Source organism: Mycetocola lacteus (assembly GCF_003667575.1).
In the GTDB taxonomy this organism is placed as follows: Bacteria; Actinomycetota; Actinomycetes; order Actinomycetales; family Microbacteriaceae; genus Mycetocola; species Mycetocola lacteus.
Genome location: NZ_RCUY01000011.1, coordinates 152,707 through 175,586, shown reverse-complemented (window position 1 = coordinate 175,586; position 22,880 = coordinate 152,707). Strand labels below are relative to the sequence as shown.

Here is a 22,880-nt window from a genome sequence, read left to right as displayed (position 1 = left end):
AATCGGCACAAAAAAGAGGACCGGCCACCTGGCCGGTCCTCTTTTATTGTGGGTGGTTAGGCGCGGATGGTGAGCTGCAGCAAGCCGTCGCCCGCGGGGGAGAGGGCGCTGACCACGGCGCTGGATGCGGCGATCTCCTCCACCAGGGTGCGGAACGCGGTGGTGATGTCGTCGCGCTTGGCGGGGTCTGCCACATGTCCCTGCCAGAGGGCGTGCGGGACCAGCACGGTGCCGCCGGGACGCACCAGGCGCAGTGCGTGCTCGACGGTTTCGATGACCTGGGCGGGATCGGCATCGACCAGCACGATGTCATAGCTGTTCTCGTTCATCCGGGTGAGGACGTCGAGGGCCGGACCGCCGATCAGGCGCAGGCGCGAGGAGGGGATGCCGGCGTCGGCAAAGGCCTGCTTGGCGGCGGCGAGGTGCTCGGGTTCGTGATCGATCGTGGTGAGCACCGATGTGGCCGAACCCTCCAGCAGCCACAGTCCCGAAACGCCGGCACCGGTACCGATCTCGATGATGTTGGCGGCGCGACTGGCCGCGGCAAACACGGCGAGCTGAGCGCCGAGCGCGGGGGAGACCGGGGTCAACCCAAACTCAAGCGACTGCGAGCGTGCGCGCCCGATGGCCTCGGACTCGATAACGATGTCGTCGGCGTACTTCCAATTGGAATCCTGTTCGGACACGTGGCTCCCTCCCATGGAAACGATGTCCCCTACTTTACAGGGCGGACAGGGTGCGCGGAGTGCGACGCGGCGCGGTAAGCTGAAGGGGTGTTTGACCTCGGGTTATCGTTCAACAAGCTGCTGATCATCGGCGTGCTTGCGGCGTTTCTGCTGGGCCCTGAACGTCTGCCGCAGCTGGCCTCCCAGCTGGCCCGTCTGGTGCGCTCGCTGCGCGAGATGGCCACCGGCGCCAAGGATCGTCTGAAGGACGATATGGGCGAGGAGTACAACGAGGTCGACTGGAAAAAGCTCGACCCGCGCCAGTACGATCCGCGCCGTATCATCCGCGAGGCCCTGACCGATGAGATGTCGGATACGCCGGGAGCCTCCGCCTCGGCTGGTTCCCCCGGGTCTTCTGGACCCTCTGCTTCATCGGCGATGGGGGCCGGTGCGAGTGCCGGCTTCACCGCGTCGGCGGGGGCGTCAAGCTCCCCGGTTTCACCAGGTTCGGCGGGTAACCCGGGGGTCTCCGGTATGGGTGCTGCCGGTTCGGTATCTTCGGGTGCCGGAACCTCCGGCTCTGCTGGCTCGGCCGCTGCGGGCGGCTACTCGGCGGGCGGCTTCTCTTCGGGTGGCTACTCTTCAGGCCCGAGGATCAGCGCCGATGCGACCGCGAGACTGCGCGCAATCATGGCCGGCGACCCCGTCCTCAACGCCCCGTTCGACCCCGACGCGACCTAGTCTTCCCTGCCGGTGTCCCGCAGCGAATTCTAACTGGGTGCTTAGCGTCGCCGGGTACGGTTTTTCTGGGCGATGATCTGTGCCCGGCCCTCGGCGATCTTCTGCTTGAGCCAGTCGGGCTGGGCTGATTCGTCGCGGGGAAATTTGTCCTGATCGTTGGCGTACATGGCTGCGTCAATTGGAGCATCCCAGTCGGGCTCCTCGTCATAGTTGTATTCTGCGGTGGCTGTGCCCTGGCTTGTCACCGTAAACACCGCGCTGAACCAGGTTCCGGCACCCTCGCGATAGCACGCGGCACGCAGGTTTCTGGCCGCGGTAACGAGATCAATGGACGAGCTAACGGTGGCGTAGCGCTCACCACCTCGTTCAAACTCTCCGTTCGGGGTGAATACTCGGATGACGCTGTACCCCGTCCCACGAATGAGACTCAGGGAATACTCGGCCCGAGTGTCTCCGGCAGAGAGAAGCCGGTAGAGCGCGCGCCCTAGATCGTTGAAGGCCGAGCTTTCGTCCATGCAGTTCGCCTATCTTCCATCCCGTGCTTAATCTCGGCTACCGTCGTCGCCGTTTGTTGCCGGAGGCGTCGATGCGTGCCTGGCCTTCGGCGAGGCGTTGGCGTAGCCATTGCGGTTGTGCGGAGAGGTCGCGGGGGAAGAACTCCTGGTCTTCGACGTAGGCGGCGGGGTCGATGGGGGTATCCCATTCAGGTTCGTTGTCGTAGTTGTATTCCGCGTTGGTAGTGCCCTGCTCCGTCACGGTGATTGTGGCGCTGAACCAGGTACCGGCCCCCTCGCGATAGCAGGCGGCACGCAGCTTGTCGATCGCGATCCCTAAGTCCCACGTAAATTCGCCGGAGTAATAACGCTCAGAGCTTGGCGGCGATACCAGGTTACCGCTCGCGTTGTAGATGCGAACGCGCGCTCGACTGCCGCCTCGTAGCACACTCGTGAGGAGCTCGATTCGGGTGTCCCCCGGGCGTAACTGTTGCGCTAGTTGACGGTTGAGGTTCGTGAGCGCAACGTGTTCGTCCGCTAATTCAACGTTCATCTGCTATCGCCGCCGCGTTCTGTTGTTCTCGAAGATCATCTGGACCTGGCCTTCTGTAAATATCGGAGCCTGCTGCAATGTGCCCAGGTGAGAACCCATCCTTCGCCTAGCGCCTCTCACGCTTATTGCCCGATGCTTCGATACTTGCCTGTCCCTCGGCGAGGCGCTGACGCAGCCACTCGGGCTGGGCCGAGAGGTTGCGCGGGAAGAACTCTTGGTCTTCGACGTAGGCGGCGGGATCGGTAACAACATCTCCCGGAAAACCCTCAGGCTCGGTGTCGTAGTTGTATTCCGCAGATGCCGATCCCTGCGCGGTCACGACAATCTTGGCACTGAACCAGGTGCCGTTTCCCTCCCGGTAACACGCCGCTCTTAGATCCTGCGCCGATTTCAGTACCGCGAACGGTGTCGTAATTGACTCATAGCGTTCGCCCTTATGTTCTTTCTGGCCGGCGGGGGTAAATACCCGGGTTCGGGCAAAACCTACTCCGTGGAGCAAATTAACTTCGTATTCAATCCTGGTGTCGCCGGGCTGTATGAGAACATACAGGGCCTGCCCTAGAGCGTTAAAGGAAGCTTGCTCGCTGGGTAGTCCGAGGCTTGCCTGGTCAAACATGGAACTTCCTACCTTTCAAAATGTGAGGTTCGCGGTTCTAACGGGACTTGAACCGCTCGCAACAACGCGAGTGAGCGGCTAGCGCCGCCGCGCTCTGTTGTTCTCGGCGATGATCTGTGCCCGGCCCTCGGCGATTCGCTGTCTGAGCCATGCGGGCTGGGCGGTTTCGTCACGGGGATACTGATCCTGGTCATTGGTGTAGAGAACCGAATCCACGGGTGCATCCCACTCGGGTTCCTGGTCGTAGTTGTATTCGGCTTGGGCGGAACCAGCCGCGGTAACGACGATCTTTGCGCTAAACCATGTACCGCCTCCCTCTCGATAGCAGGCTGCACGCAGTCGTCGTGCGGATTCTCGTACTTCATAGGGGGCGGCCACCGAATAGTAACGTCCGTCGGCTACCTCTGACGGACCCGCCGGATTGAAACGACGAACCCACGTCACGCTGGTGTCTCGCAACATAGAGGTTCGGTATTCGATTCGAGAGTCCCCGTCTTCGAGCAGCTCAAAGAGTCCGCGTGCTACCTCTTCGAAAGCCATCTGCTCTGCCATCGGGCCGAATTCATTTTGTGCTGACATTTTCAAATTCCTTTGTTGTTATGTCGTTATTGTCTATCTTGTATTCGACGGTGTATCGGTCTGGGACTAGCGAGTCTGCGGAATAGTGATTGCGAATCCTGACTTCGATTTTTGGCGGCGGATCCGTGTCCAGCATCCTGCGCCATTGCCCCTCTAAATTCCCATACGTGTTTCCGGGGCCACGGTTTAGATGCTCGATCATTGAGGTCATATTGACATCTTCGGGGCCTCCTCCGAATGCTTTTCCGAAGATGTGTCCGCCTTCGAAACCATCGCCGCCGAGGTCTCCAATTCTGTCTTGAATAGAGGGAGAGCGATAGGCGTTTCCCATAACCAAATTTTCCGTGTAGGCCGTTTTGGTGCGTGCGAGTTCGTCGGTTTCGAAGACGTGTGCGTAGTTGACACCGGGTTGTGGGTTGGTCACTACCGGGTGCACCACGTAGGTTGCGTCGGGCTGGGGGTTGCGCAGGTCCCAGTTGATGTTGCCGCGGGTGCCGTATTCGGCCTCGACGTGGACAACCCGGCCGGATTCGTTCGTATAGAACTCGCCGCGGCCCTCGACGCTGTAGTGCGTGTTGGGTTCCAGATCGGTGCGATCACCGAAGGTGGTGCGGGGCCCGGGGCCGTCGGCGGTATCGATTTTCACGCGGTTTGACGTGGGTGGGGGATCGAAACTGCCGTGGCCGGGCGTGGTGCTTCGGCTCGCGGTTCTGGCGGTATCGGTCACCTCGTCGGCCACGTTGGCCGTCTGCCGAGCGGTACGCGGGGAGCGTGTGACCGCACCTACAAAGACCCCGGCGGCCTTCTCCATCAGCTCCTGGAGTTTGCGTACCAGATCCTGCAGGGCACGGATCGCGGTCTTGAGCTTGTCCACCGCGTGGCCCACCTTGCCCGAGAGCGAACTAACCCGGGTGGTGACCTGTGCAATCGCGACCGGGGATCCCAGCCCCAGGGTCGCGGCGGTTGTGATCGCGGCGCTCGCCGCGGTGCCGACGATCTGAGAGATCGCGTCCCGCGCCAGATCGTGCACGGTTTGTACGATGGTCGAGGCAATGCGCATGCCCGTCGCGATCGCCTCGGCCCAGTCGCCCGAGGCACCGAGGTGCGTGGACAGGCCCTCGGCGTAGGCCAGGTACGCGTCCACGGTCATGCCGGACATGCCGTCCATATCGGAGAGACGCTTGCGCATCAGATCGCCCGAGTCACGCATCCGCCCGGCGATATTCGTCCAGGTGTCGGCGAAGGCGGAGACCTCGGCGGCGTTCCCGGTGAGGTCGTTGAACCAGTCCTTGATCGGGGAGATGTGGTCGATCACCCAGGCCAGGCCCATGCCGATGAGCTGGCCGATCGGGTCGAGGATGGCCGCCGCGGTATCGGCAATCGCGCCGAATGCGCTCAGGCCGCCGGAAATCCAATCCCCGTTCTTGATGGCCTCCGAGAGCCCCTGCCCGTCTTCGATCAGCCACAGCCCCGAGAACGGGGTGGTCTGGTCCTGTGCCTGGGCGATCAGCGCGTTGCTCATCGGGGGAGACCCCGTTCCAACTCGCGAATCAGGGCGATGTTGTCTTCCTCACGCTGCTCGGCCTCATCCGCGATTTCACGCAGCTGGGTGGCCGTATGCTCAATCGCACGCTGGGAGGCGGAGAGCATCCGCTCCATCGAGGTCACCGCGACCAGTGCGGGCGGCACCAGGAATGAGCACATCAGCCCAAACGCTCCGCCGGCGACATTCATCGAGCGGGCGGCTGCTGCCGCTTCACCCACGTCCGAGGCGACCTGATCGATGCGGGACGCGTGAGCGCGCAGCATGGACATATCCAGCGCGATCTTATCGCTCACGTCGGCCCCCAGCCTGCCAGCCGGAGCCGGACCCCGGCGAACGCGGGTCGGAATCCGTGACCCCGCCGAGTCCGCGCCGGGAACCGCCACCCGAATTCGAAACAGCAGAGTCCCGGTGGCCCGCGGTCTCACGGTGGCCGAGACCGAAGCCCGGACCAGCGCCCGCAGCTGATGTGGAATCCGGATGGGTGGCGGCGCGCTGCGCGTCGATCTCCGAGCTCAGCATGCCAAAGGCCGGGTCATCCTCGCCCAGCAGATCCCGAGCCTGCGCGAGCGCCTGATCCTGGAAGTTTGCCCGCGCTCGGGCGATGGTGTCGAGGATGTCCGCGGCGGCCCGGCGGCCGCCACGCGCGGTGCCCCGGTCGCTCAGCCGCAGCGAGAGCACAGCACCCGAGCCGTCCACACTCGCGGTAATCTCGCCGTCTGTCGAGCGGCCGACCCCCTGGATTTCAGCCATCAGCCGGGCATAGCGCTGATGCTTCTGGGCGCGCTCCTGCGCGCCGCGCACGTCCGCAGCGATCTGCGGATCATCAAATTCTGTTCCCCCAAACATGGTACGAACGTAACACTAAAATGGCACATTCGTACCCTAAACGGGGGTGAAAGCCGGTATTTAATGTGGCGAGGACCTAGCGGCCCGCCTCCCGGGTGCGCAGCGCGTGGGCCTCGGCATGCCGATTGAGCGATTCCAGAAGCTGGGCCCACTCCTCAATGACCTGTGCATGCATGGGGGCCTCTGCCGGGACCGAATCGCCGAGGGTCCGGTATCGTTCCAGCGCCTCCTCCGCGCGATCCAGGCGCACCAGAATGCGTGCCTCGTGCACCCCGCTCGCCACCGCGGCACCGGGATCCTCGGCCAGCGCATAGGCGGTCCCCGCTGCTCGGGCATACGGGAGCGCCTCATCCGCACGATCCAGCGCCGTCAATGCGCGCGAAATCGAGTCGGTCACGTCGGCGGCGAGCCAGGTGCCATCGGGGATTTCGGCCCGCAGGTCCTCCAGCTCGGCAACCCCGGCGGGATCGCCGAACCGGGCACGGGCAAGGCCCAGCCGGTGCCGAGTTTCCAGGATCGGGCCCAGGTCATCCTGCGCGCGGGCCCAACCGGCGGCACGCTCAAGACGCTCCACCGCCTCCTCATCCTCCATCCGCATCAGCAGGGCACCCAGGGATAATCCAGCCCGCGTCCCCACCGCGGCGGCCTCGGGGGTTTCCACATGATCGGCGATGTCCATCACCTGGGACCACGCCCCGTAGGCGAGCGAGAACTGCTCGGCATTCGCGGCCGCATCGCCCAAGGTGACCAGGATCTCGGCATCCAGCAGCGGCTCGTCCTCACCGGTCATCCGGTAGGCGGTGTCCAGGGTTTCCACCGCGGTTTCCGCGGCCCCTGCCCAGTTCTGATAGCGGCCGAGACTCAGGTGGAGCGAGACCAACCGGTCATCCTCCGCCCGGCGTGCCAGGTCGATGGCGTAGGCGGTGCGAGCGGCGGCCTCGGCGTCACGGTCGAGGGTGCTGAGCATCTGGGCGGTGAAGTCCAGCGCGGTGATCTCGATACCGCGATCCGCGCCCCCGCTGACCTGGGTAAGGAACGCCTCACCATCGCGCAGCGCGGCCTCGGTCTCGCCGCGTTCGGCATGCAGGGTTGCGCGCTGGAAGAGTGTATGGGCGCGGACAAATCCCGTGCCCGGCTCGGCGAGCAGCACATCCAGGAGCTGTAGAGCCTCATCATCCCGGCCCAGCCTGCGCTCCAAAATTGCCAGGTGCAGGCCGAGCGAGGGATGGAAGGCATAGGGAATGGGATCCTGAGTCGCCAGGGCATAGGCCTCGGCGGCGAGGGTGCGGGCCTCCTCCAGACGATCCTCACGGTCGAGCACGTGCGCGAGCGAGGTGAGCACGTGCGCGAGGACGGATGCCGGAGCTCCCACGGCCCGCAGATCCTCGGCCTCCGACCTCAGCAGCGCGATGTCCTCGATGCTCGCCGCACCGAACTGGAGCATCCCCATCCGCTCCTCGTTCTTGGCATGGTCGATAAAGCCCGCGATGCGCAGCTCGTCGATTCGTGCCTCGAGGATGGTGGCGGCGGTGTCGGTCTGGCCCAGATCGCGCCGCATCGAGATCAGCAGCGAGGTGAGGAAAAGTCGCGCGGGCAGCTCGTCCCGCGTGATGTCCAGGGCGTGCTCGATCGCCGGCACCGCGGTGTCGGGACCACCGGTGAGCGCCAGGAATTCGGCCGCCGCCCGCGCCTGCTCGGGGGTCTGGGTCTCGGCGGGTAGAGCCGATGGCACGGGCTCATAACGTCCGGTGGTGCGGATCGGCGCCGGGAAGTCTGCTCCGAGCAGCGCCCGGGTCTGATCCAGCCGGTGGGCAAAAAACGCATTGCCATTGCGGGCATCAAACACCGTGGCGATGTCTTTCGCGCGCGCCCAGAGGCGTGCGGCCAGCGCGTCGGCCCGGGTATCCTCGCCGCTCAGTTCGGCACCCCAGAGCACTGCCAGGGCCGGATTCTGGGCACCGCGGACCCGGACGGCACCGTGTCCCTCTGCGCTCAGGGTGTCCAGCAGGAGGGCGATCGCGACGGCCAGCGAGAAGTGCTGATCCTGGTTGAGCGGATCCGGGACGATCGTCTCCAGCGCACGCTCCAGCAGCGTGAGACCACGCTCGGCATTGCCGGTGACCGCGCAGAACACCAGTTCAAACGGCAGCAGCTCGAGCAGATCGGGGGAGCGCATGAGCGAGCGGATCGATTCCAGATGGATGGCGCGGGCCCGCTCGGCGTCTCCGGTGAGGAGCAGCGGGAGCAGGATTCGGGCCTTTTCATACTCGAGTGAGCAGGTGTGATCCGTGAGCGAATCCTCAAGCAGTGCAACCGCCCCGGCCTGGTCGCCGGCGAGGTGCAGGAAGTAGCCCTCCTCGGCGGTCTGACACTTGGCGCACCCGGTTTCGGCCTCAACCGGATACCGGTGGCGTTCGTGACGCAGGGTCTCGGCTGCGGCAAAGTCTCCCACGTGATAGGCCACCCGGAAACGCGCAAACACCGCGGTGCGGGGGCTCATGCCCGCGCGGGCATACCGTTCGGCCATCTCATCCAGGCAGCGGTACACCTCGGTCAGCGCGATGGCCGGAATCCAGGTGAGCACCTTGGCCGCCCAGTTGTACTGGAGCAGCAGGTTGAGTCCGGGCGCATGGGGATTATCGCCGAGGAGCGCCGGGAAGCGCTGGGGATCGGCCGCATGCTGACCCGCACACCACGCGAACGAGGCGAGCATCGCATCCATATCGTGCGTCATATACGCCGAGGCCGTGAGCCGAACCCGCGCCCGGTAGGCAAGCTCATCGGCACCCAGCTCCTCGGCCAGGCGCACCGCCTGCTCGATCAGGTTGCGCTCCTCCACACCAACCTGCGTGCGATCGATCTCCTCGATCAGGGCCTCAAACCGCGCCGATTCCACCATTGGATCCTCCCAGAGCGTCACGACACCGAGCCGTAACGAGACCACGATACGGGCACGAGGCCGGGCGAGGGAAGATCCCGGCGCAGATTGACGGGCGCGACGTGCCGCGCCTAGCGCGGGCTGAGGCCCAGCTTCACGCCGGCCAGGCTGCGTCCGCCGGTCAGTAGGGTGTCGGCGGCCTTCAGGATCGCGACGCTTGCCGCGTTCTCGGGATCCGACAGCACCACCGGAGTGCCGGCATCGCCGCCGGTGCGCAGTTCGACGCTCAGCGGGACGGAGGCGAGCACCGGAACCGGGCGCTGGGCCACGGTCGAGAGCCGCTCGGCCACCAGATCGCCGCCACCGCTGCCAAACAGATCCAGCACCGTCCCATCGGGCTGCACGAGCCCGGCCATGTTCTCGATCACGCCGGCGATGCGCTGCCCGGTCTGCACGGCCAGGGTGCCCGAGCGCTCGGCCACCTCGGCGGCGGCCAGCTGCGGGGTCGTGACCACGACCACCTCGGCATTGGGCAGCAACTGCCCGATCGAGATCGCGATATCGCCGGTGCCCGGGGGCAGATCCAGCAGCAGCACGTCGAGGTCGCCAAAGTAGACATCGGTGAGGAACTGGGTGATGGTGCGGTGCAGCATTGGTCCGCGCCAGGCGACGGCTGCCCGGGGATCATCCAGGAACATGCCGATCGAGATCAGCTTGATGCCGTGCGCCACCGGCGGCAGAATCATGTTGTCCAGTCGGGTCGGCTTGACCGGTGCCTCGGCGTTCTCGCCAATGCCCAGCAGACCCGGGATCGAGAACCCGTGCACGTCGGCATCCACGATGCCCACCCGCAGCCCGCGCGCGGCAAAGGCCGCCGCGAGGTTTGCGGTGATCGTGGACTTGCCCACGCCGCCCTTCCCGCTGGTGACCGCAAACACGCGGGTCAGCGTGCCCGGGCCAAACGGCATCTCGCGTTCGCCACGATCGCCGCGCAGTCGGGTGGTCAGCGCCTCACGCTGGACCGGGGTCATCACACCGACGTGCAGGTCCACCGCGGTGACCTCGGCCAGCGAGGTCGCGGCCGCACGCACGGCCGCCTCGATCGCGTTGGCCGCCGGGCAACCCACGATGGTCAGCAGAATGTGGATGTGGGCGATACCCTCGGCATCCACATCGGCGGATTCCACCATGTCGAGTTCGGTGATCGGACGACGAATCTCGGGATCCTGGACCGTGCCGAGCGCGCCCCAGAGCCGCTCATGCCGACTCGGTTCTGCCGCCGAGCCGCCGTTCTGGGAACCGGTGTCTGCGGGCATGTCGCTCACTGTCGCGGCTCCTCCTCCGCGGGGGAGGCCGCGGGTTCACGGTCGCGCTCCAGCTCCTCCAGCAGCGCACGCAGTTCGTGACGGATGAAGTCCTTGGAGGCCAGATCCTTCATCGCCAGGCGCAGCGCGACCACCTCGCGGGCCAGGTATTCGGTGTCGGCGAGGTTACGCTCGGCACGCTGACGGTCCTGCTCGATCTGCACGCGGTCGCGGTCATCCTGACGGTTCTGCGCGAGCAGAATCAGCGGTGCCGCATAGGAGGCCTGGAGGGAGAGGATCAGGGTCAGCGCGGTGAAACCGAACGCCGCCGAGTCGAAACGAATGTTTTCCGGGCCCCAGGAGTTGTAGGCGATCCACGCCACACAGAACAGGGTCAGGCCCACCAGGAACCCGGGGGTTCCCATCGCCCGGGCCACCCACTCGGTGAAGCGGCCAAAGCGGTCGCTGCTGTTTTTATCGCGGGATGCCAGGACCGCGCCGCGCAGGCCCTTGGGGGCGTCCAGGCCCGCATCGGTACGTCGCTGCTTCGCCATTATCGTCCCTCCCGAGGTGTGCCATTGGGGTTGCGTGCGGTGTGATGAAAGCGCGAGGTACTTCGGCGCAGGGGGATATCGGATTCCTGGGTACGCCAGTCATCCGGCAGCAGGAAGTCGAGCACGTCGTCGATCGTGACCATGCCCACCAGGCGGTGATTATCGTCCACCACGGGAACGGACACCAGGTCGTAGCTGGCCAGGGTGCGCGCGACCCGAGCCGCCGAGGTATCGGTGGTCAACGGTTCCAGGCTCTGATCCATGATCGTGCCCAGGCGCTCATGCGGGGGATAGCGCAGCATCTTCTGGAAGTGCACCAGGCCCAGGTAGCGTCCGGTCGGCGGCTCATACGGGGGCAGGGTGATGCACACGGCGGCACCCAGCGCCGGGGCCAACTCTGCCTTGCGCACCAGGGCCAGCGCCTCGGCCACGGTGGAGTCGGCGGAGAGGATGATCGGCTCGGTGGTCATCAAACCACCCGCGGTATCCGGGGCGAAGGTCAGCAGCAGACGAACGTCCTCGGCCTCCTCGGGTTCCATCAGGTCCAGCAGCTGCTCACCGCGCTCCTCGGACATCTGACCGATCAGGTCGGCCGCGTCATCGGGCTGCATGTGGTCCAGCACATCGGCGGCACGCTTATCGCTCAGGCTCGCCAGAATCTGGATCTGGCTGGTCTCGGGCATCTCCTCGAGGGCATCCGCCAGGCGGTCGTCGGAGAGTTCCCCGGCCACCTCGAGCAGGCGCTCGCCGGGGAGGTCGAGCATCGTGTTGGCCAGGTCGGCGGGCTTGAGATCGGTGTAGGTGGCGATCAGGCGCTCGGCCGACTGGGCCTCGCCGTCATCATCCTTCTCGCGGATTTCCCGCCAGCTGGCAAACGTGGTGACGCCGCGGGCGAAGGGGGACGAGGAGGTCTTGGGGCGGCGCACAAAGTACTGGTTCACCGACCAGTCGCCGGGCCCCTGGGATTCGATGGCCACGTCCTCGATGGTGGCCTCGCCGGAACCGTCGTGGAAGATGACCTTGCGGCCCAGCATCTCGGCGATCACGCGCACCTCGCCGCCGCGCTGCTGGAAGCGGCGCACGTTGATCAGGCCGGTCGTGATGACCTGGCCGGCGGAGATCGAGGTGACTCGGCCGATCGAGACAAAGACCCGACGCTTTCCGGGAATCTCCACCACCAGTCCCACCACGCGGGGCGGGTCGTTTTTTCGGTACACCACAAGAACGTCACGCACCTTGCCCACGCGGTCACCCGCGGGGTCAAATACGGTGCACCCAGCAAGTCGGGCGACAAAGACTCGTGTTGTACTCACCTCTCTAATGTAGTCGGGGTTTTGGATGGAACCTACCCGGCGCAGCTCCCTGCGCACATTCGTTCCGCGGCCCGATGCGCTGTGGGCGAAAATGAGGGGATTATCGGCTCTTCCCGGCATGGGAATGCGAGAATGAGAGCGTGAGTATTCCGCAGACCGGCCGTGGCCGCAACCCGTTTGACGCCCAGCTTCCCGATGGGGAGACGGTGGCGATCTTTGAGAGCTATCAGGACGCCCAGAAGGCCGTCGCGGTGCTGGGTCAGAGCGACTTCCCGGTGCGTGCCGTGGCCATCGTGGGTTCGGATCTGCGCAGCGTCGAGCGGGTCACCGGCAAGATGACCTATGGTCGCGCCGCCGGCTCCGGCGCGCTGAGCGGTGGTTGGATGGGTATCTTCCTGGGCCTGATCCTGGTCATCATGAACCCCACCCTGAACCTCGGGATCGTCGCGGCCGCCGTGTTCCTCGGCGCCGGCTTTGGCATGCTGTTCTCCCTCTTCACCTTCTCCGCCCGCCGCCGGCGCAAGGACTTCACCTCGGTCATGCAGATCGTGGCGGCTTCGTACTCCCTGGTGGTGCCCGCCGAGATGGTGGGCCGTGCCCGCAAGCTGCTGAGTGCCGCGCTGGAAAACGGCGGCACCGGCACCGCGGGCTAGCTACTCGTTCGGGGCGTCCGATGACCTCGGATGACCGTACATAACAAGCCTGTTCGGTTTGATCAGCCCGGGGGATTAGGGTGTGACTACTCGCACCAAAAGGAGACCCCGTGACCTCGACCCTCACCCCCAAAAAGCTGGGGTTTGTGCACCTCGTGCCGATCGATCCGGCCGATCCCGCTCGGGGTTTGGCCGACACCATCGAGCTGTTCCGCTTTGCCGAGTCCCTGGGCCTGGATAGCGGCTGGCTGCGATCACGGCACCTGCAGCGCGGGCTGGGTTCCCCCGCGGTGCTGTTTGGCGCGCTCGCCCAGCACACCTCCCGGATTGGACTCGGCACCGCGGTGATCCCGGTGGGCCACGAAAACCCATTCCGTCTGGCCGAGGACCTGGGCACCGCCGACCTGCTTTCGGGGGGACGGGTGCTCGCCGGGGTCAGTGTGGGGGCACCGAAGTTCTCCGATGAGGTCAACGACATCGTGTTCGATTCGGGGTGGCGCACCGAGGACTTTGGCTACGGTCGAGTTCAGCGTCTGCACGACCTGATCGGCGGCGCACGGGTGCGCGAAATCGAGGAGTACAACGGTATCGGCGGCGACCTCGACACCGAACGGGTGGAACCACACAGCCCGGGACTCGCGAACCGTATCTGGTACGGCGGCGGTTCGCTGCGCTCGGCCGAGTGGGCAGGGCGAGCGGGCCTGGGCTGGCTGATGAGCAACATCAGCAGCACCGAAAACGGCGTGCGCGACTTCGGCCTGGTGCAGCAGGCGCAGGTGGCCGCGTACCGCGCCGCCCACCCCACCCCCGAGACCTCCAACGCCGTGCTGGCCCGGGTTGTGGTTCCCACCGAGGGGGCAACGCCGGCGCAGCGGGAGCTCTACCGCGACTATGTGGAGCGGCGTACCCCGCGCACTCGTGAGGTCCACGGACCGCGCACGATCATCGCCCCGGACATCCTGGGTTCCACCGCGGAAATTGTAGACAGCATTGCCCAGGATCCGGGATTCGCCGCGGCGGATGACTACCTGGTCGAGCTGCCGTTCGAGTTTGGCCTGGATGAGTGGAAGCACATTCTGGAGCAGGTTGCCACGGAAATCGGCCCGGCCCTCGGCTGGACTCCGGGCGGTGCCGCATGAGCGGGGACGTGCTGATCCGGCTGGCTCGCCCGGACGAGTTTGAGGCGATCGACACCCTGATCCGTGCCGCCTACACCCACGACTATGGGGAGAAGGGCCACGCCACCGATGCGATGCAGTTCGCCTCGACCCGTGCACAAAACTACGACGTGTGGGTGGCCGAGGACGCCACGGGTGCCCTGGTGGGCAGTGTCACCACGCGTCGGATCGGGGTCCCTCCGCTGCACGAGGATGTTCGTGCGGACGAGCTGGATCTGCGCCTGTTGGGCGTCGCCCCCGAGGCGCGCCGGCGCGGGATCGCTGCCGCCCTGATGCAACACGTCATCAACAACGCCCGTGGCCTGGGCTGGCACGGGGTGTTCCTCAAGACCGGGCCGGGCATGACCGGGGCCCACGGCCTCTACGAACACCTGGGCTTTATCCGCGTCCCCGAGCGAGACGGACTGTGGATTGGCGGGCGGAAGGTCCTCGACCTGTTTACCTACGTGTATCCACTGGTCGACGCGGCCGGTTCGCAGCGGCTGGCCAGCTAGCGTCGGCGCTTAGCCCCAACAGCTCGGGAATCGCGGTGATCGCGTCGAGAACCCGCACCCGGGAATCCGCGGACGTGCACAACCCGGCTTCTCGAAAATCGGCCGCGGTATGCTCGCCACCGAGGATTCCCACCGCGTGGGCGGCCCCGGCATAGAGACCCGCCTGCACATCGGCCACCGAATCACCCGCGCTCAGGACTCGGGCGGCGTCAAGAACTCCGGTCCGCTCCATCGCCCGGTGAATCAGGTAGGGGGCGGGGGAGAGCTGGGACACCTCCTCGCCACACACCAGCGCGTCGATGGTGACCGCGTTATCCTCCCCGGGAGCGCCCACTCGCCAGCCCAATCGGGCGAGAATTGCCGTGGCTACCGGACGGGCAAGGGCCGTGGTGAGTACGATCCGGATCCCCGCCGCACGCAGGGTACGGAGCGTGGCCGCGGCCCCGGGGAGCGGTCGCGGTGTGAGGCTGAGGGAATAACTGTCTCTCAGCGTCAGATAACGAGCGTATGCGTGGGCAACCACCGAGGCGGTGACGCTCCCGCCGCCGAGTTCGATCAGCGCGGCCAGGGCCGTATGTTTATCGGCGCTCATCCAGGCCAGCAAATCGTGGGGATCCACGCCCACCCCGCACTCGCGCACGGCGTCTTCCAGCGCGCGATAGACGGCCTGGCCGTCGTCAATGGTGGTACCCGAGAAGTCAAAAACCGCGAGCTGAATCATGAGGTCTCCCAGCACTGGGGGATATCCGCCGCGGCCGATACCCGATCAGGTTGTGGCACTTACCGTGACTCTAGGCTCGCTCATCTCGTCTTTTTGCGCAACCCGCCGGGATTCATTTGTCGTTCATATGGGCGGGAATCTCGGTTACCGACGCGAGGATACTCACCCGCTGGTGAGAGTCCCGGGAAAAACCGGCGTCGGCGAAGTCTTGCGCGGTGAGCTCCCCGGTGAGAACCCCCACCGTACGGGCGACTCCGGCGTTGATCCCCGACTGAACATCCACCACCGTGTCCCCGGCGGTGAGGACCCGGGCCACATCCACGACGCCGGTGCGCTCCATTGCCCGGTGGATCAGATAGGGTGCCGGGCGGCCCGCAGCCACCTCATCGCCACACACCAGCGCGTCGATGCTGACCGTGTTGTCCGCGGTTGGTGCGCCGATTCGCCAGCCCAACCCGTCCAGGATCCCGGTCGCCACCGCGCGGGTAAACCCGGTGGTCAACGCGACTTGAATCCCCGCCGCCCGCAGCGCGGTCAGGGTCTCGGGAATCCCCGGCAGCGGTTTCGGGGGCCGAGCCGCGTAGTTCTCGGCCAGGATTGTGGCGAACCGGCTGTAGGCGGCGTCGATCAGTTCCGGGGTCGCGGTGCCGCCGCCGAGGATGATCAGCGCCGACAGCGCCGCATGCTTCTCGGTGCCCATCCACGCCTGGAGGTCACTCGGGGCCACCGTGGCACCGGTCTCGCGCACCGCCTCGGCGAGCGCGCGATACACCGCGCCGCCATCGTCGATCGTGGTACCGGCCATATCAAATACTGCGAGCTGAATCATGAGTCTCCGGGGTGTTGAGGGGATGGGGCTGCTGCACCCGCTCACGTGAGAGCGGGATGCGATGGGTGGCCGAGTTTTCGATCACAAAGGTGGACATGCTGGGCAGGTAGCGGTCATCGGCGCACTCAACCACGGCTCCACGCTGATCCCGCGAGACCCGCCGCACCCGCAGCAGCGGTGCCCCCTCGGGGATGCGCAGCCACTCGGCATCGAGGGCGTGGGCGGCCACCGCATCGATCACGTGTCGGGCGCGCACGGGAATGATGCCCTGGGTTCGAAGCTGCTGGTAGATGCTGCCCCCATCCAGCTCGGCACCGATCAGGTGGCGTCCGATGTGGAAGGGGAGCAGGGTGCGTTCGATCATTGCCGGCGCACCGTCGAGCAGCCGCAGCCGGATGATCTCGATCACGGGCTCATCCGGTTCGATCTCCAGGTCTCGGGCAACCTCCGCCGAAGCCTGTCGTCGAATCGCCTCGATGATGCGGTGACCCGGAACATAACCGAGTTCATGGGCCCACTCGGTGAACGATAAAAACGTGTCAAAAGACTGCAGCGGGACCACGCGGTTGACCCGCGGCGGGGTACCGCGTCCACCCACGATCATCCCCTCCGCCCGCAGCGCGGCGAGCGCCTGCCGCACCGGACCGCGCGAGGTACCGAACGACTCGGCCAGGGTTTTTTCGCTGGGCACCTGCTCACCTTGCTTCCAGACACCCGAGCGAATATCCCGGATCATCGAGTCATAGAGCCGGGTGTGGATCGGTAGTGTTTGGGTCATAAAACCAGTCTAGAAGTTGTCATGACAGGATTGATATCCACGCGACTTTATGTTGATGAACTTTGGATAGACGGGCGGAGACGCCCCCGTTTTTTGGGTGAACTCCGGCGGAATTGACCCAAAAAAAGTTGTGATGACTTCTGCGTCGCCCGCAGGCTCGGAGCATGACAACACATCCAACCCCACCGCACATCATCATCGTGGGTGCCGGCATTATCGGGCTTTCTCACGCGGTAGCCGCGCTGGATGCCGGCTATCTGGTCACGGTGCTGGATCGGGATTCCCGCGCGGTCGGCGCCAGCATTCGCAACTTCGGTCACCTCGGATTCGGCGCACACGGGGGAGCGCTGGCGGAGCTGGCCGACCAGGCTCGTCCACGCTGGATCGAGCTGGCCAGGCGGGCGGGGATCCCCCTGCATCACACGGGCACGCTGGTGCTGGCCCGAGACGAGGTCGAGCGCGCGGTACTGTCCGAAGTGTGCGCCACCGAGCGGTTTGTGAACGCGCGATCGGTGGATGCCGCCGCGGCCGCACACCTGCTCGGCCGGCCGGCCATCGACCCCGAGAGCGCCGGGCTACTGGTCCCGGGGGATCTGACGGTTAATCCCCGCGAGGCCGTGGGTGCGCTCGCCGGATGGGTGCACGCGCACCCGAACGGCGAGGTGCGCTGGGGCGTGAGCGTCCACGACGTGAGCACCGGCACCGTGGCCACCTCGCAGGGCCCGCTGAGTGCAGACCACATCATCGTGACCACCGGACACCGCCTGGGCGAGCTCTTCCCCGAGATCGCGGCGCTGCACGGGCTCGGCGAGTGTGCGCTCCAGATGCTGCGGATCCGTACCCCGCACATCTGCGGTCCCGGTCCGGCGGTGTTGACCGGAACCTCGATGCTGCGCTACTCGGCCTTTGCCGGGCCCGCGGCCGCTCGACTGCGGGTTCACCTTGACCAGTCGCGTCCCGACCTCCGCGAAATCGACGCCAATGTGATGCTGACCCGCCACACCGACGGCTCCCTCCTGATCGGAGATACCCACCGGGTGGATTCCGCCACGCCACCGTTTTTGGATGAGCGCTGGTCCCGCATCATCCTCGAGGAGATCACCGCGATCCTCGGTGCCGGTCCACCCGAGGTTGTCGAACGCTGGCAGGGCATCTACGCCCACAGCCCCACCCACGACATCGTGGATGCCCGGCCGCTGCCCGGTGTGAGTGTGCTCACCCTGGGCACCGGAATCGGCATGACCCTGGGCCCAGCCCTGGGCAGCCGCACCATCCACGCGCTGACCGAGTCCCTTCCCCCGACCACCCACCGAGGAGAATCATGAACCGACCCGCAGTCCTTCTGCTCACCACCGCCCTGGCGCTGAGCCTGTCCGGATGCGCCGGCGCATCCGAGTCCGCCCCCGAATCGGCGACCTGTCCGGGCGGCAAAATCCGGATGGGCATCCTGCCCTATGAGGATCCGGACAAACTCGAACCCGCTTATCAGCACCTGGCTCAGGCACTTTCGGCTCAGCTGGACTGCCCGGTTGAGGTCAATATCACCGAGGACTATGCCGCCGAAGTCCTGGCGATGGAGAGTGACAAGCTGGAAATCGCCCAGTTTGGTTCCCTGGGATTTGTGTTTGCCAACCAGCGCGCGGGCGCGATCCCGCTGGTCTCGTTTGGAGATGCCGAGGGTAACCCGACCACCTACACCGGCGGGATCTGGGTGCCCAACGACTCACCGATTCGGACACTTGAAGACCTGGCCGGGCACACGCTCGCCCTGGGCAGCCCCGGCTCGACCTCGGGGGACGCCCTGCCAATGTCCGCGTTGACCGAGGCGGGCATCGCCGACAAGGTGACCGCTGACTATGCCGGCGGACACCCCGAGGCGATGCTGGCACTGATCAATGGATCGGTGGATGCGGCCCAGATCAACTCGCAAACCCTGGAAACCGCAACCGCCGCCGGCACGTTCGATCGCTCAAAATTCCGCCAGGTATGGACGTCCAAGGACATCCCCAACGACCCGATTACCGTGCGCGAAAACCTGCCGGCGGAATTCCGCGAGGCCGTGCGAGAAGCGCTGCTGAATCTCGCCCCGGAAGACGTGAAACGGGTGAGCGCGTTTTTGGACATCCACCCGCCGGGGCCGCTGATCCCGGTGAGCGTGGACACCTATCAGCCGATGTTTGACCTGGCCCGGATCATGGGCCTGACCGAGAAGGACCTCTAGCCCGATGACGATGTCGGCAACCGGCCCCGCCGTGCTGTTGGACGTGCGGGCACTGTCCAAACGGTTTGGCGACCGCGAGGTACTGCGCGAGCTGAGCCTGAACATCTCCGCCGGGGAACTGGTGGCGTTTCTCGGTGCCAATGGCTCGGGCAAGTCCACCACCCTGAGCGCCGTCAACGGCCTGATCGAGGCCGATGCCGGCGATATCACCATCGCCGGGATCACACTCAACCAGGCCAGCGCTCGGCGCCGGGCCGAAGCCCGGCGAACCGCCGCGACGGTGTTTCAGAAAATCCACCTGGTGGGCCGGCGCTCGGTCCTCGACAACGTTTGCGCCGGCGGATTTTCCCGGATTGCCTGGTGGCGCTCGATTCCGCCGCTGTTTGGGCGGGCGCTGCGCGAGGAGGCGATGGCCTGCCTGGAGCGGGTGGGACTCGCCGATCGCGCACATGATCGCGCCGGAAAACTCTCGGGCGGACAGCAACAGCGGGTCGCGATCGCCCGAGCTCTGTGCCAGCGGCCACGACTGATCCTCGCCGACGAGCCGGTTTCGGCCCTGGATCCCCACGCCGCCGAGGATGTTCTCGCCCTGCTGCAGAACCTCGCGGTTGAGGAGGGCCTCGGGGTCGCTGCGGTGCTGCATCAGCCCGATCTGGCCCGCAGATTTGCCCACCGGATTATTGGCCTCCGCGACGGGAGGTTGTGCTTTGATCTGCCCACAGACCGGGTGAGCGACACCCAGATTGAGGAACTGTACCGATGAGCCCTACCTTTACGCCGCCCAAGGAGCAGACAGCCATGAACCGTTCACCTCGCACGCCGGCACCATCCACGCCCGGTGGGATCGAGCGCCGCCCGGTGCCCCCGAATCCGCGTGCACCCTGGCGGGCCGGATCCTGGAGCGTCATTGTGATCGTGCTGGTGATCCTGCACCTCCTGGCGTTTCAGGCCACCGACTTTCGCCCCGAGGCCCTGGCGAGTGGGGCGCAGGGAATGGCCAAGTTCCTGGGCGAGGCGTTTCCGCCGAACCTCAGCCCAGCGGTGATCGGTGCCGGGATTTCCGGGGCCCTCACCACGCTGTGGATCGGCCTGCTGGGCACCACACTTTCGATCCCGTTCGCCCTGTTGCTCGCGGTGCTGGGTGCACGCACCACCTCGCCGCATCCCGTGGTGTATCAGGTATCCCGGGCGATCCTCTCGTTTTTCCGGGCCGTCCCCGACATCGTATTTGCACTGATCTTTGTGACCGCGGTGGGGCTGGGCCCCTTCGCCGGGGTGCTCGCGCTGATCTGTCATAACACCGGCGTCATGGGCAAGCTCTGGTCCGAGGCGATGGAGGATGTGGATCCCGGCCCCGAACAGGCCCTGCGGACCGCCGGGGCCGGCCGCTTTCAGATTGTTGCCAACGCCACCGTGCCCGGGGTGATGCCGCAGCTCACCGGCCTGCTGCTGTACCGCTTCGACGTCAACGTGCGCTCCTCCCTGGTGCTGGGGCTCGTCGGGGCCGGCGGCATCGGGCTGTTGATCAACAAGTCGATCAAAACCTTCCAGTTCGACACGATGCTCACCTATCTGATCATCGTGCTGGTGCTGATCATCCTGGTGGACCTGGCCTCGGCCTGGATCCGCCGTCGGCTCGCCTAAGCGGGCTTCGCACCCTGCTTTCGAAATCCCCGTGTTGACAATATAAAGGAGTAGCATCCCCATGAAAAAGCACGTTCGTGTCGCCTCCGGACTGACCGCTCTGTTTCTCATCCTCGGGCTTCTGGGCACGATGCCGGCCGGGGCGGTCCCCGTCGCACCGGGCGGGACCGGTGCGGAGCCCCGCCCGAGTTCCGATCCCGTGCCCAGCACAGATCCTTCACCGGAACCTTCACAGGACCCGGAACCTTCGCCGGTTGTCGACCCGATTCCAGGTGAGGACGCGGCCGCCGAGGATACGGCCACCGAGGAAATGGCCGGTGCGGATATACGCCCGATTCTGGAGGGAACCCAAAAAACCCTGGTGACTCCCGGTACTCCCACCACGCTGGCCTTCACCGGGCTTACTCCGGGCCAGCAACTGACGGCGAGTCTGGATTCGGGCCCACCGATTGCCGGTATTCCGGTGGCCGATGCCGCGGGACGGACCCCGGTGCCCCTTACCGTGCCCGCCGACACCGCCAATTCGGTTCTGATGCTGCACCTGAGCGGGAGTGGCATCACCGATACCGACATCCCGATCACCGTCTACTCGCCCGAGCCGACACCCGTCGAGGTGACCGAGAAGCAGCTCTGGTTTGACGGGCTGGAAGCGGCGAGCGCCTGGGCGGAAGCCGACGCGGGCGACTGGCAGCGCTGCACGCTCGACGAGGTCGTGGCCGGATCGGGAACCGATCGTCGTCAGGCTTTCACCCGTGCCGACGGGACCCTGGCCGCGATCGATGCCGCCAACCACCTTGCGGCCGGAGTCCTTGCCTCCGAGGAGATTCCAGTGACGCCGGGGGACGCTCTGGAGCTGCGCCTAGACAGTCACTACCGGGCGCGGGGATCCCTCGACCAGCATGCCCGAGTCAGCGCGGTCTTTGATACCGGCGAGCGCCGCGACCTCTCCCGTCTCGGGACCGAGGATGAGGAGTCGAGCCAGCTGCGCCTGCCGGTACAGATCCCGGATGGGGCCCACGGCGTCCGATTCGAATTCGAGTTTGCCGGGGCGCGGGGAACCGGATCCTGGATGATCGACAATGTGCAGCTGATCCGCGGGCTAGGTGAGCTGCCCGCGGACGCGGACTCGTTGGCACGGGTGGATATCATCAGCGACATTCAGGGGGCTACCGGACGCCTGCAAAACCAGGTTCTGCCCGGACTTCGGTCCCTGGCGGAGGGGGCCGACACCCTGGTCACCAACGGCGATCTGGTCTCAAATGGAAGCCCCGATCTCTACCGTGACTTCTTTGAGGCCTATCGAGCCGGCGGGGGTGAGCGCTATCCCACCCAGATTTCGGCGATCGGCAATCATGAGTATTTTGGCACCGCGAGCACCCCGGAGGAATACCGCGAGCGATTCCTCGACACCACCGGAATGCGGACGATGGGGGATCAGGGCGGGCTCTGGGGTGAGCACCTGGTGGACGGCACCCTTCCGCTGCTCTGGATCGGCAGCGAATACTATAACTACGCGGAACTTGGCGGTGCTAATCCGTTTGTGGAGATCTCCGACACCCAGTATGAGTGGCTACGGGATCGCCTGGCCTATTGGAAGGCTCAGGGAAAGCCCGTGCTGCTGATGACCCATCACGTGCTGCCAAACTCGGTCTCGGGGACCTATATCAACGCCTATCGCAATGACTATGGGCGAGACCTGGCACGAATCGGTGCCCTCCTTCGCGATAACCCCCAGGTGACGGTCATCACCAGCCACTCGCACTGGGAGGCCACGCTGAACGATTGGAGCGCCGAGAAGCGATTTGATCCGGCCCTTGGACAGGCCCCGAGCGTGGTCAACACGGCCGCCGTGACCACCCAGTACGGACCGAGCGGAGACTGGGGTGAAGCCGCTGTGAGCGGTGTGGATCCGGTGGGTACGCGGGTTGCGCTGTATCCGGATCGGATTCGGGTCACCGCCTATGCGTTTGATGCGGCGGCCACGCCGCGCGAGATCAAACACATTGATATCCCGATTCCCGGGAAGGAGCCAACCGGCCCGGCGGAGCCCTCCCCGGAACCCTCCATTCCGCCGGTGACCGAGCCGGGTCAGGGTGGAACCGGATCACCGGATGTCACCGGATCCGGGACGCTGCCGGACACGGGCGCGACCTGGCAGGGTCTGGCGCTGTTTGCCGGGGGGATCGCCGGAATCGGGCTGATCCTTGCCGGGCTTCACCGGATTCGGATGCGTCGCCGCGCGGCATGAGAATGGGCCCGCGTCCCCCCGGGGA

The 22,880-nt window shown here is 65.8% G+C and carries 24 protein-coding genes; 9 read left to right on the top strand and 15 right to left on the bottom strand.

Annotation, left to right across the window (positions count from 1 at the left end):
* Positions 1-56: 56 nt before the first annotated feature.
* Positions 57-686, bottom strand: a complete 630-nt coding sequence (locus D9V34_RS13070; RefSeq protein WP_030148514.1) for an O-methyltransferase — start codon at positions 684-686, stop codon at positions 57-59.
* A gap of 87 nt (positions 687-773) precedes the next feature.
* On the opposite strand from D9V34_RS13070, the gene D9V34_RS18185 reads away from it, so the two are divergent.
* Positions 774-1,406: a twin-arginine translocase TatA/TatE family subunit gene (locus tag D9V34_RS18185; protein WP_245991796.1), complete on the top strand. Its 633-nt coding sequence runs from the start codon at positions 774-776 to the stop codon at positions 1,404-1,406.
* A gap of 41 nt (positions 1,407-1,447) precedes the next feature.
* On the opposite strand, the gene D9V34_RS13060 is transcribed toward D9V34_RS18185, so the two are convergent.
* The 11 genes from D9V34_RS13060 to D9V34_RS13010 form a co-directional block, all read right to left on the bottom strand.
* Positions 1,448-1,921 (bottom strand): hypothetical protein, encoded by a 474-nt coding sequence (locus D9V34_RS13060; RefSeq protein ID WP_121687051.1) that lies wholly within the window; start codon positions 1,919-1,921, stop codon positions 1,448-1,450.
* Positions 1,922-1,958: 37 nt separating this feature from the next.
* The gene (locus D9V34_RS13055) at positions 1,959-2,453 is read right to left on the bottom strand and encodes a hypothetical protein (RefSeq protein ID WP_121687050.1); all 495 of its coding nucleotides are present in this window, start codon (positions 2,451-2,453) and stop codon (positions 1,959-1,961) included.
* Positions 2,454-2,559: 106 nt separating this feature from the next.
* The gene (locus D9V34_RS13050; protein ID WP_121687049.1) at positions 2,560-3,069 is read right to left on the bottom strand and encodes a hypothetical protein; all 510 of its coding nucleotides are present in this window, start codon (positions 3,067-3,069) and stop codon (positions 2,560-2,562) included.
* 78 nt (positions 3,070-3,147) lie between these two features.
* Positions 3,148-3,648, bottom strand: coding sequence for a hypothetical protein (locus D9V34_RS13045; RefSeq protein WP_147441570.1), 501 nt, complete (start codon positions 3,646-3,648; stop codon positions 3,148-3,150).
* The gene (locus tag D9V34_RS13040; protein WP_121687047.1) at positions 3,632-5,170 is read right to left on the bottom strand and encodes a DNA/RNA non-specific endonuclease; all 1,539 of its coding nucleotides are present in this window, start codon (positions 5,168-5,170) and stop codon (positions 3,632-3,634) included. Before D9V34_RS13040 ends, D9V34_RS13045 begins: the two co-directional genes overlap by 17 nt.
* Positions 5,167-5,487 (bottom strand): hypothetical protein, encoded by a 321-nt coding sequence (locus D9V34_RS13035; RefSeq protein WP_121687046.1) that lies wholly within the window; start codon positions 5,485-5,487, stop codon positions 5,167-5,169. Before D9V34_RS13035 ends, D9V34_RS13040 begins: the two co-directional genes overlap by 4 nt.
* Positions 5,477-6,040 carry a hypothetical protein gene (locus D9V34_RS13030; protein WP_121687045.1) on the bottom strand — a complete coding sequence of 188 codons (564 nt, stop codon included), beginning with the start codon at positions 6,038-6,040 and terminating at the stop codon, positions 5,477-5,479. Before D9V34_RS13030 ends, D9V34_RS13035 begins: the two co-directional genes overlap by 11 nt.
* Before the next feature lie 76 nt (positions 6,041-6,116).
* Positions 6,117-8,939: a hypothetical protein gene (locus D9V34_RS13025; protein ID WP_121687044.1), complete on the bottom strand. Its 2,823-nt coding sequence runs from the start codon at positions 8,937-8,939 to the stop codon at positions 6,117-6,119.
* A 110-nt stretch (positions 8,940-9,049) separates the two neighbouring features.
* Positions 9,050-10,234: a P-loop NTPase gene (locus D9V34_RS13020; protein ID WP_121687303.1), complete on the bottom strand. Its 1,185-nt coding sequence runs from the start codon at positions 10,232-10,234 to the stop codon at positions 9,050-9,052.
* Between the two features lie 5 nt (positions 10,235-10,239).
* Positions 10,240-10,776: a DUF1003 domain-containing protein gene (locus tag D9V34_RS13015; RefSeq protein ID WP_121687043.1), complete on the bottom strand. Its 537-nt coding sequence runs from the start codon at positions 10,774-10,776 to the stop codon at positions 10,240-10,242.
* Positions 10,776-12,089, bottom strand: a complete 1,314-nt coding sequence (locus D9V34_RS13010; RefSeq protein ID WP_121687042.1) for a magnesium transporter MgtE N-terminal domain-containing protein — start codon at positions 12,087-12,089, stop codon at positions 10,776-10,778. Before D9V34_RS13010 ends, D9V34_RS13015 begins: the two co-directional genes overlap by 1 nt.
* A gap of 140 nt (positions 12,090-12,229) precedes the next feature.
* On the opposite strand from D9V34_RS13010, the gene D9V34_RS13005 reads away from it, so the two are divergent.
* The 3 genes from D9V34_RS13005 (at position 12,230) to D9V34_RS12995 (ending at position 14,414) form a co-directional block, all read left to right on the top strand.
* Positions 12,230-12,742, top strand: coding sequence for a YflT domain-containing protein (locus D9V34_RS13005; protein WP_245991795.1), 513 nt, complete (start codon positions 12,230-12,232; stop codon positions 12,740-12,742).
* Positions 12,743-12,852: 110 nt separating this feature from the next.
* Positions 12,853-13,881, top strand: coding sequence for an LLM class flavin-dependent oxidoreductase (locus D9V34_RS13000; RefSeq protein ID WP_121687041.1), 1,029 nt, complete (start codon positions 12,853-12,855; stop codon positions 13,879-13,881).
* The gene (locus D9V34_RS12995; protein WP_121687040.1) at positions 13,878-14,414 is read left to right on the top strand and encodes a GNAT family N-acetyltransferase; all 537 of its coding nucleotides are present in this window, start codon (positions 13,878-13,880) and stop codon (positions 14,412-14,414) included. Before D9V34_RS13000 ends, D9V34_RS12995 begins: the two co-directional genes overlap by 4 nt.
* Here the strand turns inward: D9V34_RS12995 and D9V34_RS12990 are convergent.
* The 3 genes from D9V34_RS12990 to D9V34_RS12980 all read right to left on the bottom strand — a co-directional run bounded on the left by D9V34_RS12990 (position 14,359) and on the right by D9V34_RS12980 (position 16,742).
* The gene (locus tag D9V34_RS12990) at positions 14,359-15,135 is read right to left on the bottom strand and encodes an HAD family hydrolase (protein ID WP_147441569.1); all 777 of its coding nucleotides are present in this window, start codon (positions 15,133-15,135) and stop codon (positions 14,359-14,361) included. The genes D9V34_RS12995 and D9V34_RS12990 overlap by 56 nt on opposite strands.
* A 112-nt stretch (positions 15,136-15,247) precedes the next feature.
* Positions 15,248-15,964, bottom strand: coding sequence for a phosphonatase-like hydrolase (locus D9V34_RS12985; protein WP_121687038.1), 717 nt, complete (start codon positions 15,962-15,964; stop codon positions 15,248-15,250).
* Complete coding sequence (locus tag D9V34_RS12980) at positions 15,942-16,742, bottom strand: GntR family transcriptional regulator (RefSeq protein WP_121687037.1); 801 nt, start codon at positions 16,740-16,742, stop codon at positions 15,942-15,944. The genes D9V34_RS12985 and D9V34_RS12980 overlap by 23 nt, the downstream gene beginning before the upstream one ends.
* A 164-nt stretch (positions 16,743-16,906) precedes the next feature.
* On the opposite strand from D9V34_RS12980, the gene D9V34_RS12975 reads away from it, so the two are divergent.
* The 5 genes from D9V34_RS12975 to D9V34_RS12955 all read left to right on the top strand — a co-directional run bounded on the left by D9V34_RS12975 (position 16,907) and on the right by D9V34_RS12955 (position 22,855).
* Positions 16,907-18,067 carry a TIGR03364 family FAD-dependent oxidoreductase gene (locus D9V34_RS12975; protein WP_121687036.1) on the top strand — a complete coding sequence of 387 codons (1,161 nt, stop codon included), beginning with the start codon at positions 16,907-16,909 and terminating at the stop codon, positions 18,065-18,067.
* On the top strand, positions 18,064-18,963 hold the full coding sequence (locus tag D9V34_RS12970) for a phosphate/phosphite/phosphonate ABC transporter substrate-binding protein (RefSeq protein ID WP_121687035.1): 900 nt from the start codon (positions 18,064-18,066) through the stop codon (positions 18,961-18,963). The genes D9V34_RS12975 and D9V34_RS12970 overlap by 4 nt, the downstream gene beginning before the upstream one ends.
* A 4-nt stretch (positions 18,964-18,967) precedes the next feature.
* Entirely contained in the window at positions 18,968-19,726 is a 759-nt protein-coding gene (locus tag D9V34_RS12965) for a phosphonate ABC transporter ATP-binding protein (RefSeq protein ID WP_245991793.1), read from the top strand.
* Positions 19,723-20,607: a phosphonate ABC transporter, permease protein PhnE gene (phnE, locus tag D9V34_RS12960; RefSeq protein WP_245991791.1), complete on the top strand. Its 885-nt coding sequence runs from the start codon at positions 19,723-19,725 to the stop codon at positions 20,605-20,607. The genes D9V34_RS12965 and phnE overlap by 4 nt, the downstream gene beginning before the upstream one ends.
* A 61-nt stretch (positions 20,608-20,668) precedes the next feature.
* A complete protein-coding gene (locus tag D9V34_RS12955) occupies positions 20,669-22,855 on the top strand; it encodes a metallophosphoesterase (RefSeq protein WP_121687032.1) in 2,187 nt (728 codons plus the stop codon).
* Positions 22,856-22,880: the final 25 nt, after the last annotated feature.

Bases quoted from the DNA above. Each gene is read 5' to 3' on its own strand.
- D9V34_RS13055 (WP_121687050.1), bottom strand. From the start codon at position 2,453: ATGAACGTTGAATTAGCGGACGAACACGTTGCGCTCACGAACCTCAAC.
- D9V34_RS12980 (WP_121687037.1), bottom strand. From the start codon at position 16,742: ATGACCCAAACACTACCGATCCACACCCGGCTCTATGACTCGATGATC.
- D9V34_RS13015 (WP_121687043.1), bottom strand. From the start codon at position 10,776: ATGGCGAAGCAGCGACGTACCGATGCGGGCCTGGACGCCCCCAAGGGC.
- D9V34_RS13025 (WP_121687044.1), bottom strand. From the start codon at position 8,939: ATGGTGGAATCGGCGCGGTTTGAGGCCCTGATCGAGGAGATCGATCGC.
- D9V34_RS12965 (WP_245991793.1), top strand. From the start codon at position 18,968: ATGACGATGTCGGCAACCGGCCCCGCCGTGCTGTTGGACGTGCGGGCA.
- D9V34_RS12995 (WP_121687040.1), top strand. From the start codon at position 13,878: ATGAGCGGGGACGTGCTGATCCGGCTGGCTCGCCCGGACGAGTTTGAG.
- phnE (WP_245991791.1), top strand. From the start codon at position 19,723: ATGAGCCCTACCTTTACGCCGCCCAAGGAGCAGACAGCCATGAACCGT.
- D9V34_RS13045 (WP_147441570.1), bottom strand. From the start codon at position 3,648: ATGTCAGCACAAAATGAATTCGGCCCGATGGCAGAGCAGATGGCTTTC.
- D9V34_RS13060 (WP_121687051.1), bottom strand. From the start codon at position 1,921: ATGGACGAAAGCTCGGCCTTCAACGATCTAGGGCGCGCGCTCTACCGG.
- D9V34_RS12985 (WP_121687038.1), bottom strand. From the start codon at position 15,964: ATGATTCAGCTCGCAGTATTTGATATGGCCGGTACCACGATCGACGAT.
- D9V34_RS12975 (WP_121687036.1), top strand. From the start codon at position 16,907: ATGACAACACATCCAACCCCACCGCACATCATCATCGTGGGTGCCGGC.
- D9V34_RS13030 (WP_121687045.1), bottom strand. From the start codon at position 6,040: ATGTTTGGGGGAACAGAATTTGATGATCCGCAGATCGCTGCGGACGTG.
- D9V34_RS13050 (WP_121687049.1), bottom strand. From the start codon at position 3,069: ATGTTTGACCAGGCAAGCCTCGGACTACCCAGCGAGCAAGCTTCCTTT.
- D9V34_RS13040 (WP_121687047.1), bottom strand. From the start codon at position 5,170: ATGAGCAACGCGCTGATCGCCCAGGCACAGGACCAGACCACCCCGTTC.
- D9V34_RS12990 (WP_147441569.1), bottom strand. From the start codon at position 15,135: ATGATTCAGCTCGCGGTTTTTGACTTCTCGGGTACCACCATTGACGAC.
- D9V34_RS12955 (WP_121687032.1), top strand. From the start codon at position 20,669: ATGAAAAAGCACGTTCGTGTCGCCTCCGGACTGACCGCTCTGTTTCTC.
- D9V34_RS13020 (WP_121687303.1), bottom strand. From the start codon at position 10,234: ATGCCCGCAGACACCGGTTCCCAGAACGGCGGCTCGGCGGCAGAACCG.
- D9V34_RS12970 (WP_121687035.1), top strand. From the start codon at position 18,064: ATGAACCGACCCGCAGTCCTTCTGCTCACCACCGCCCTGGCGCTGAGC.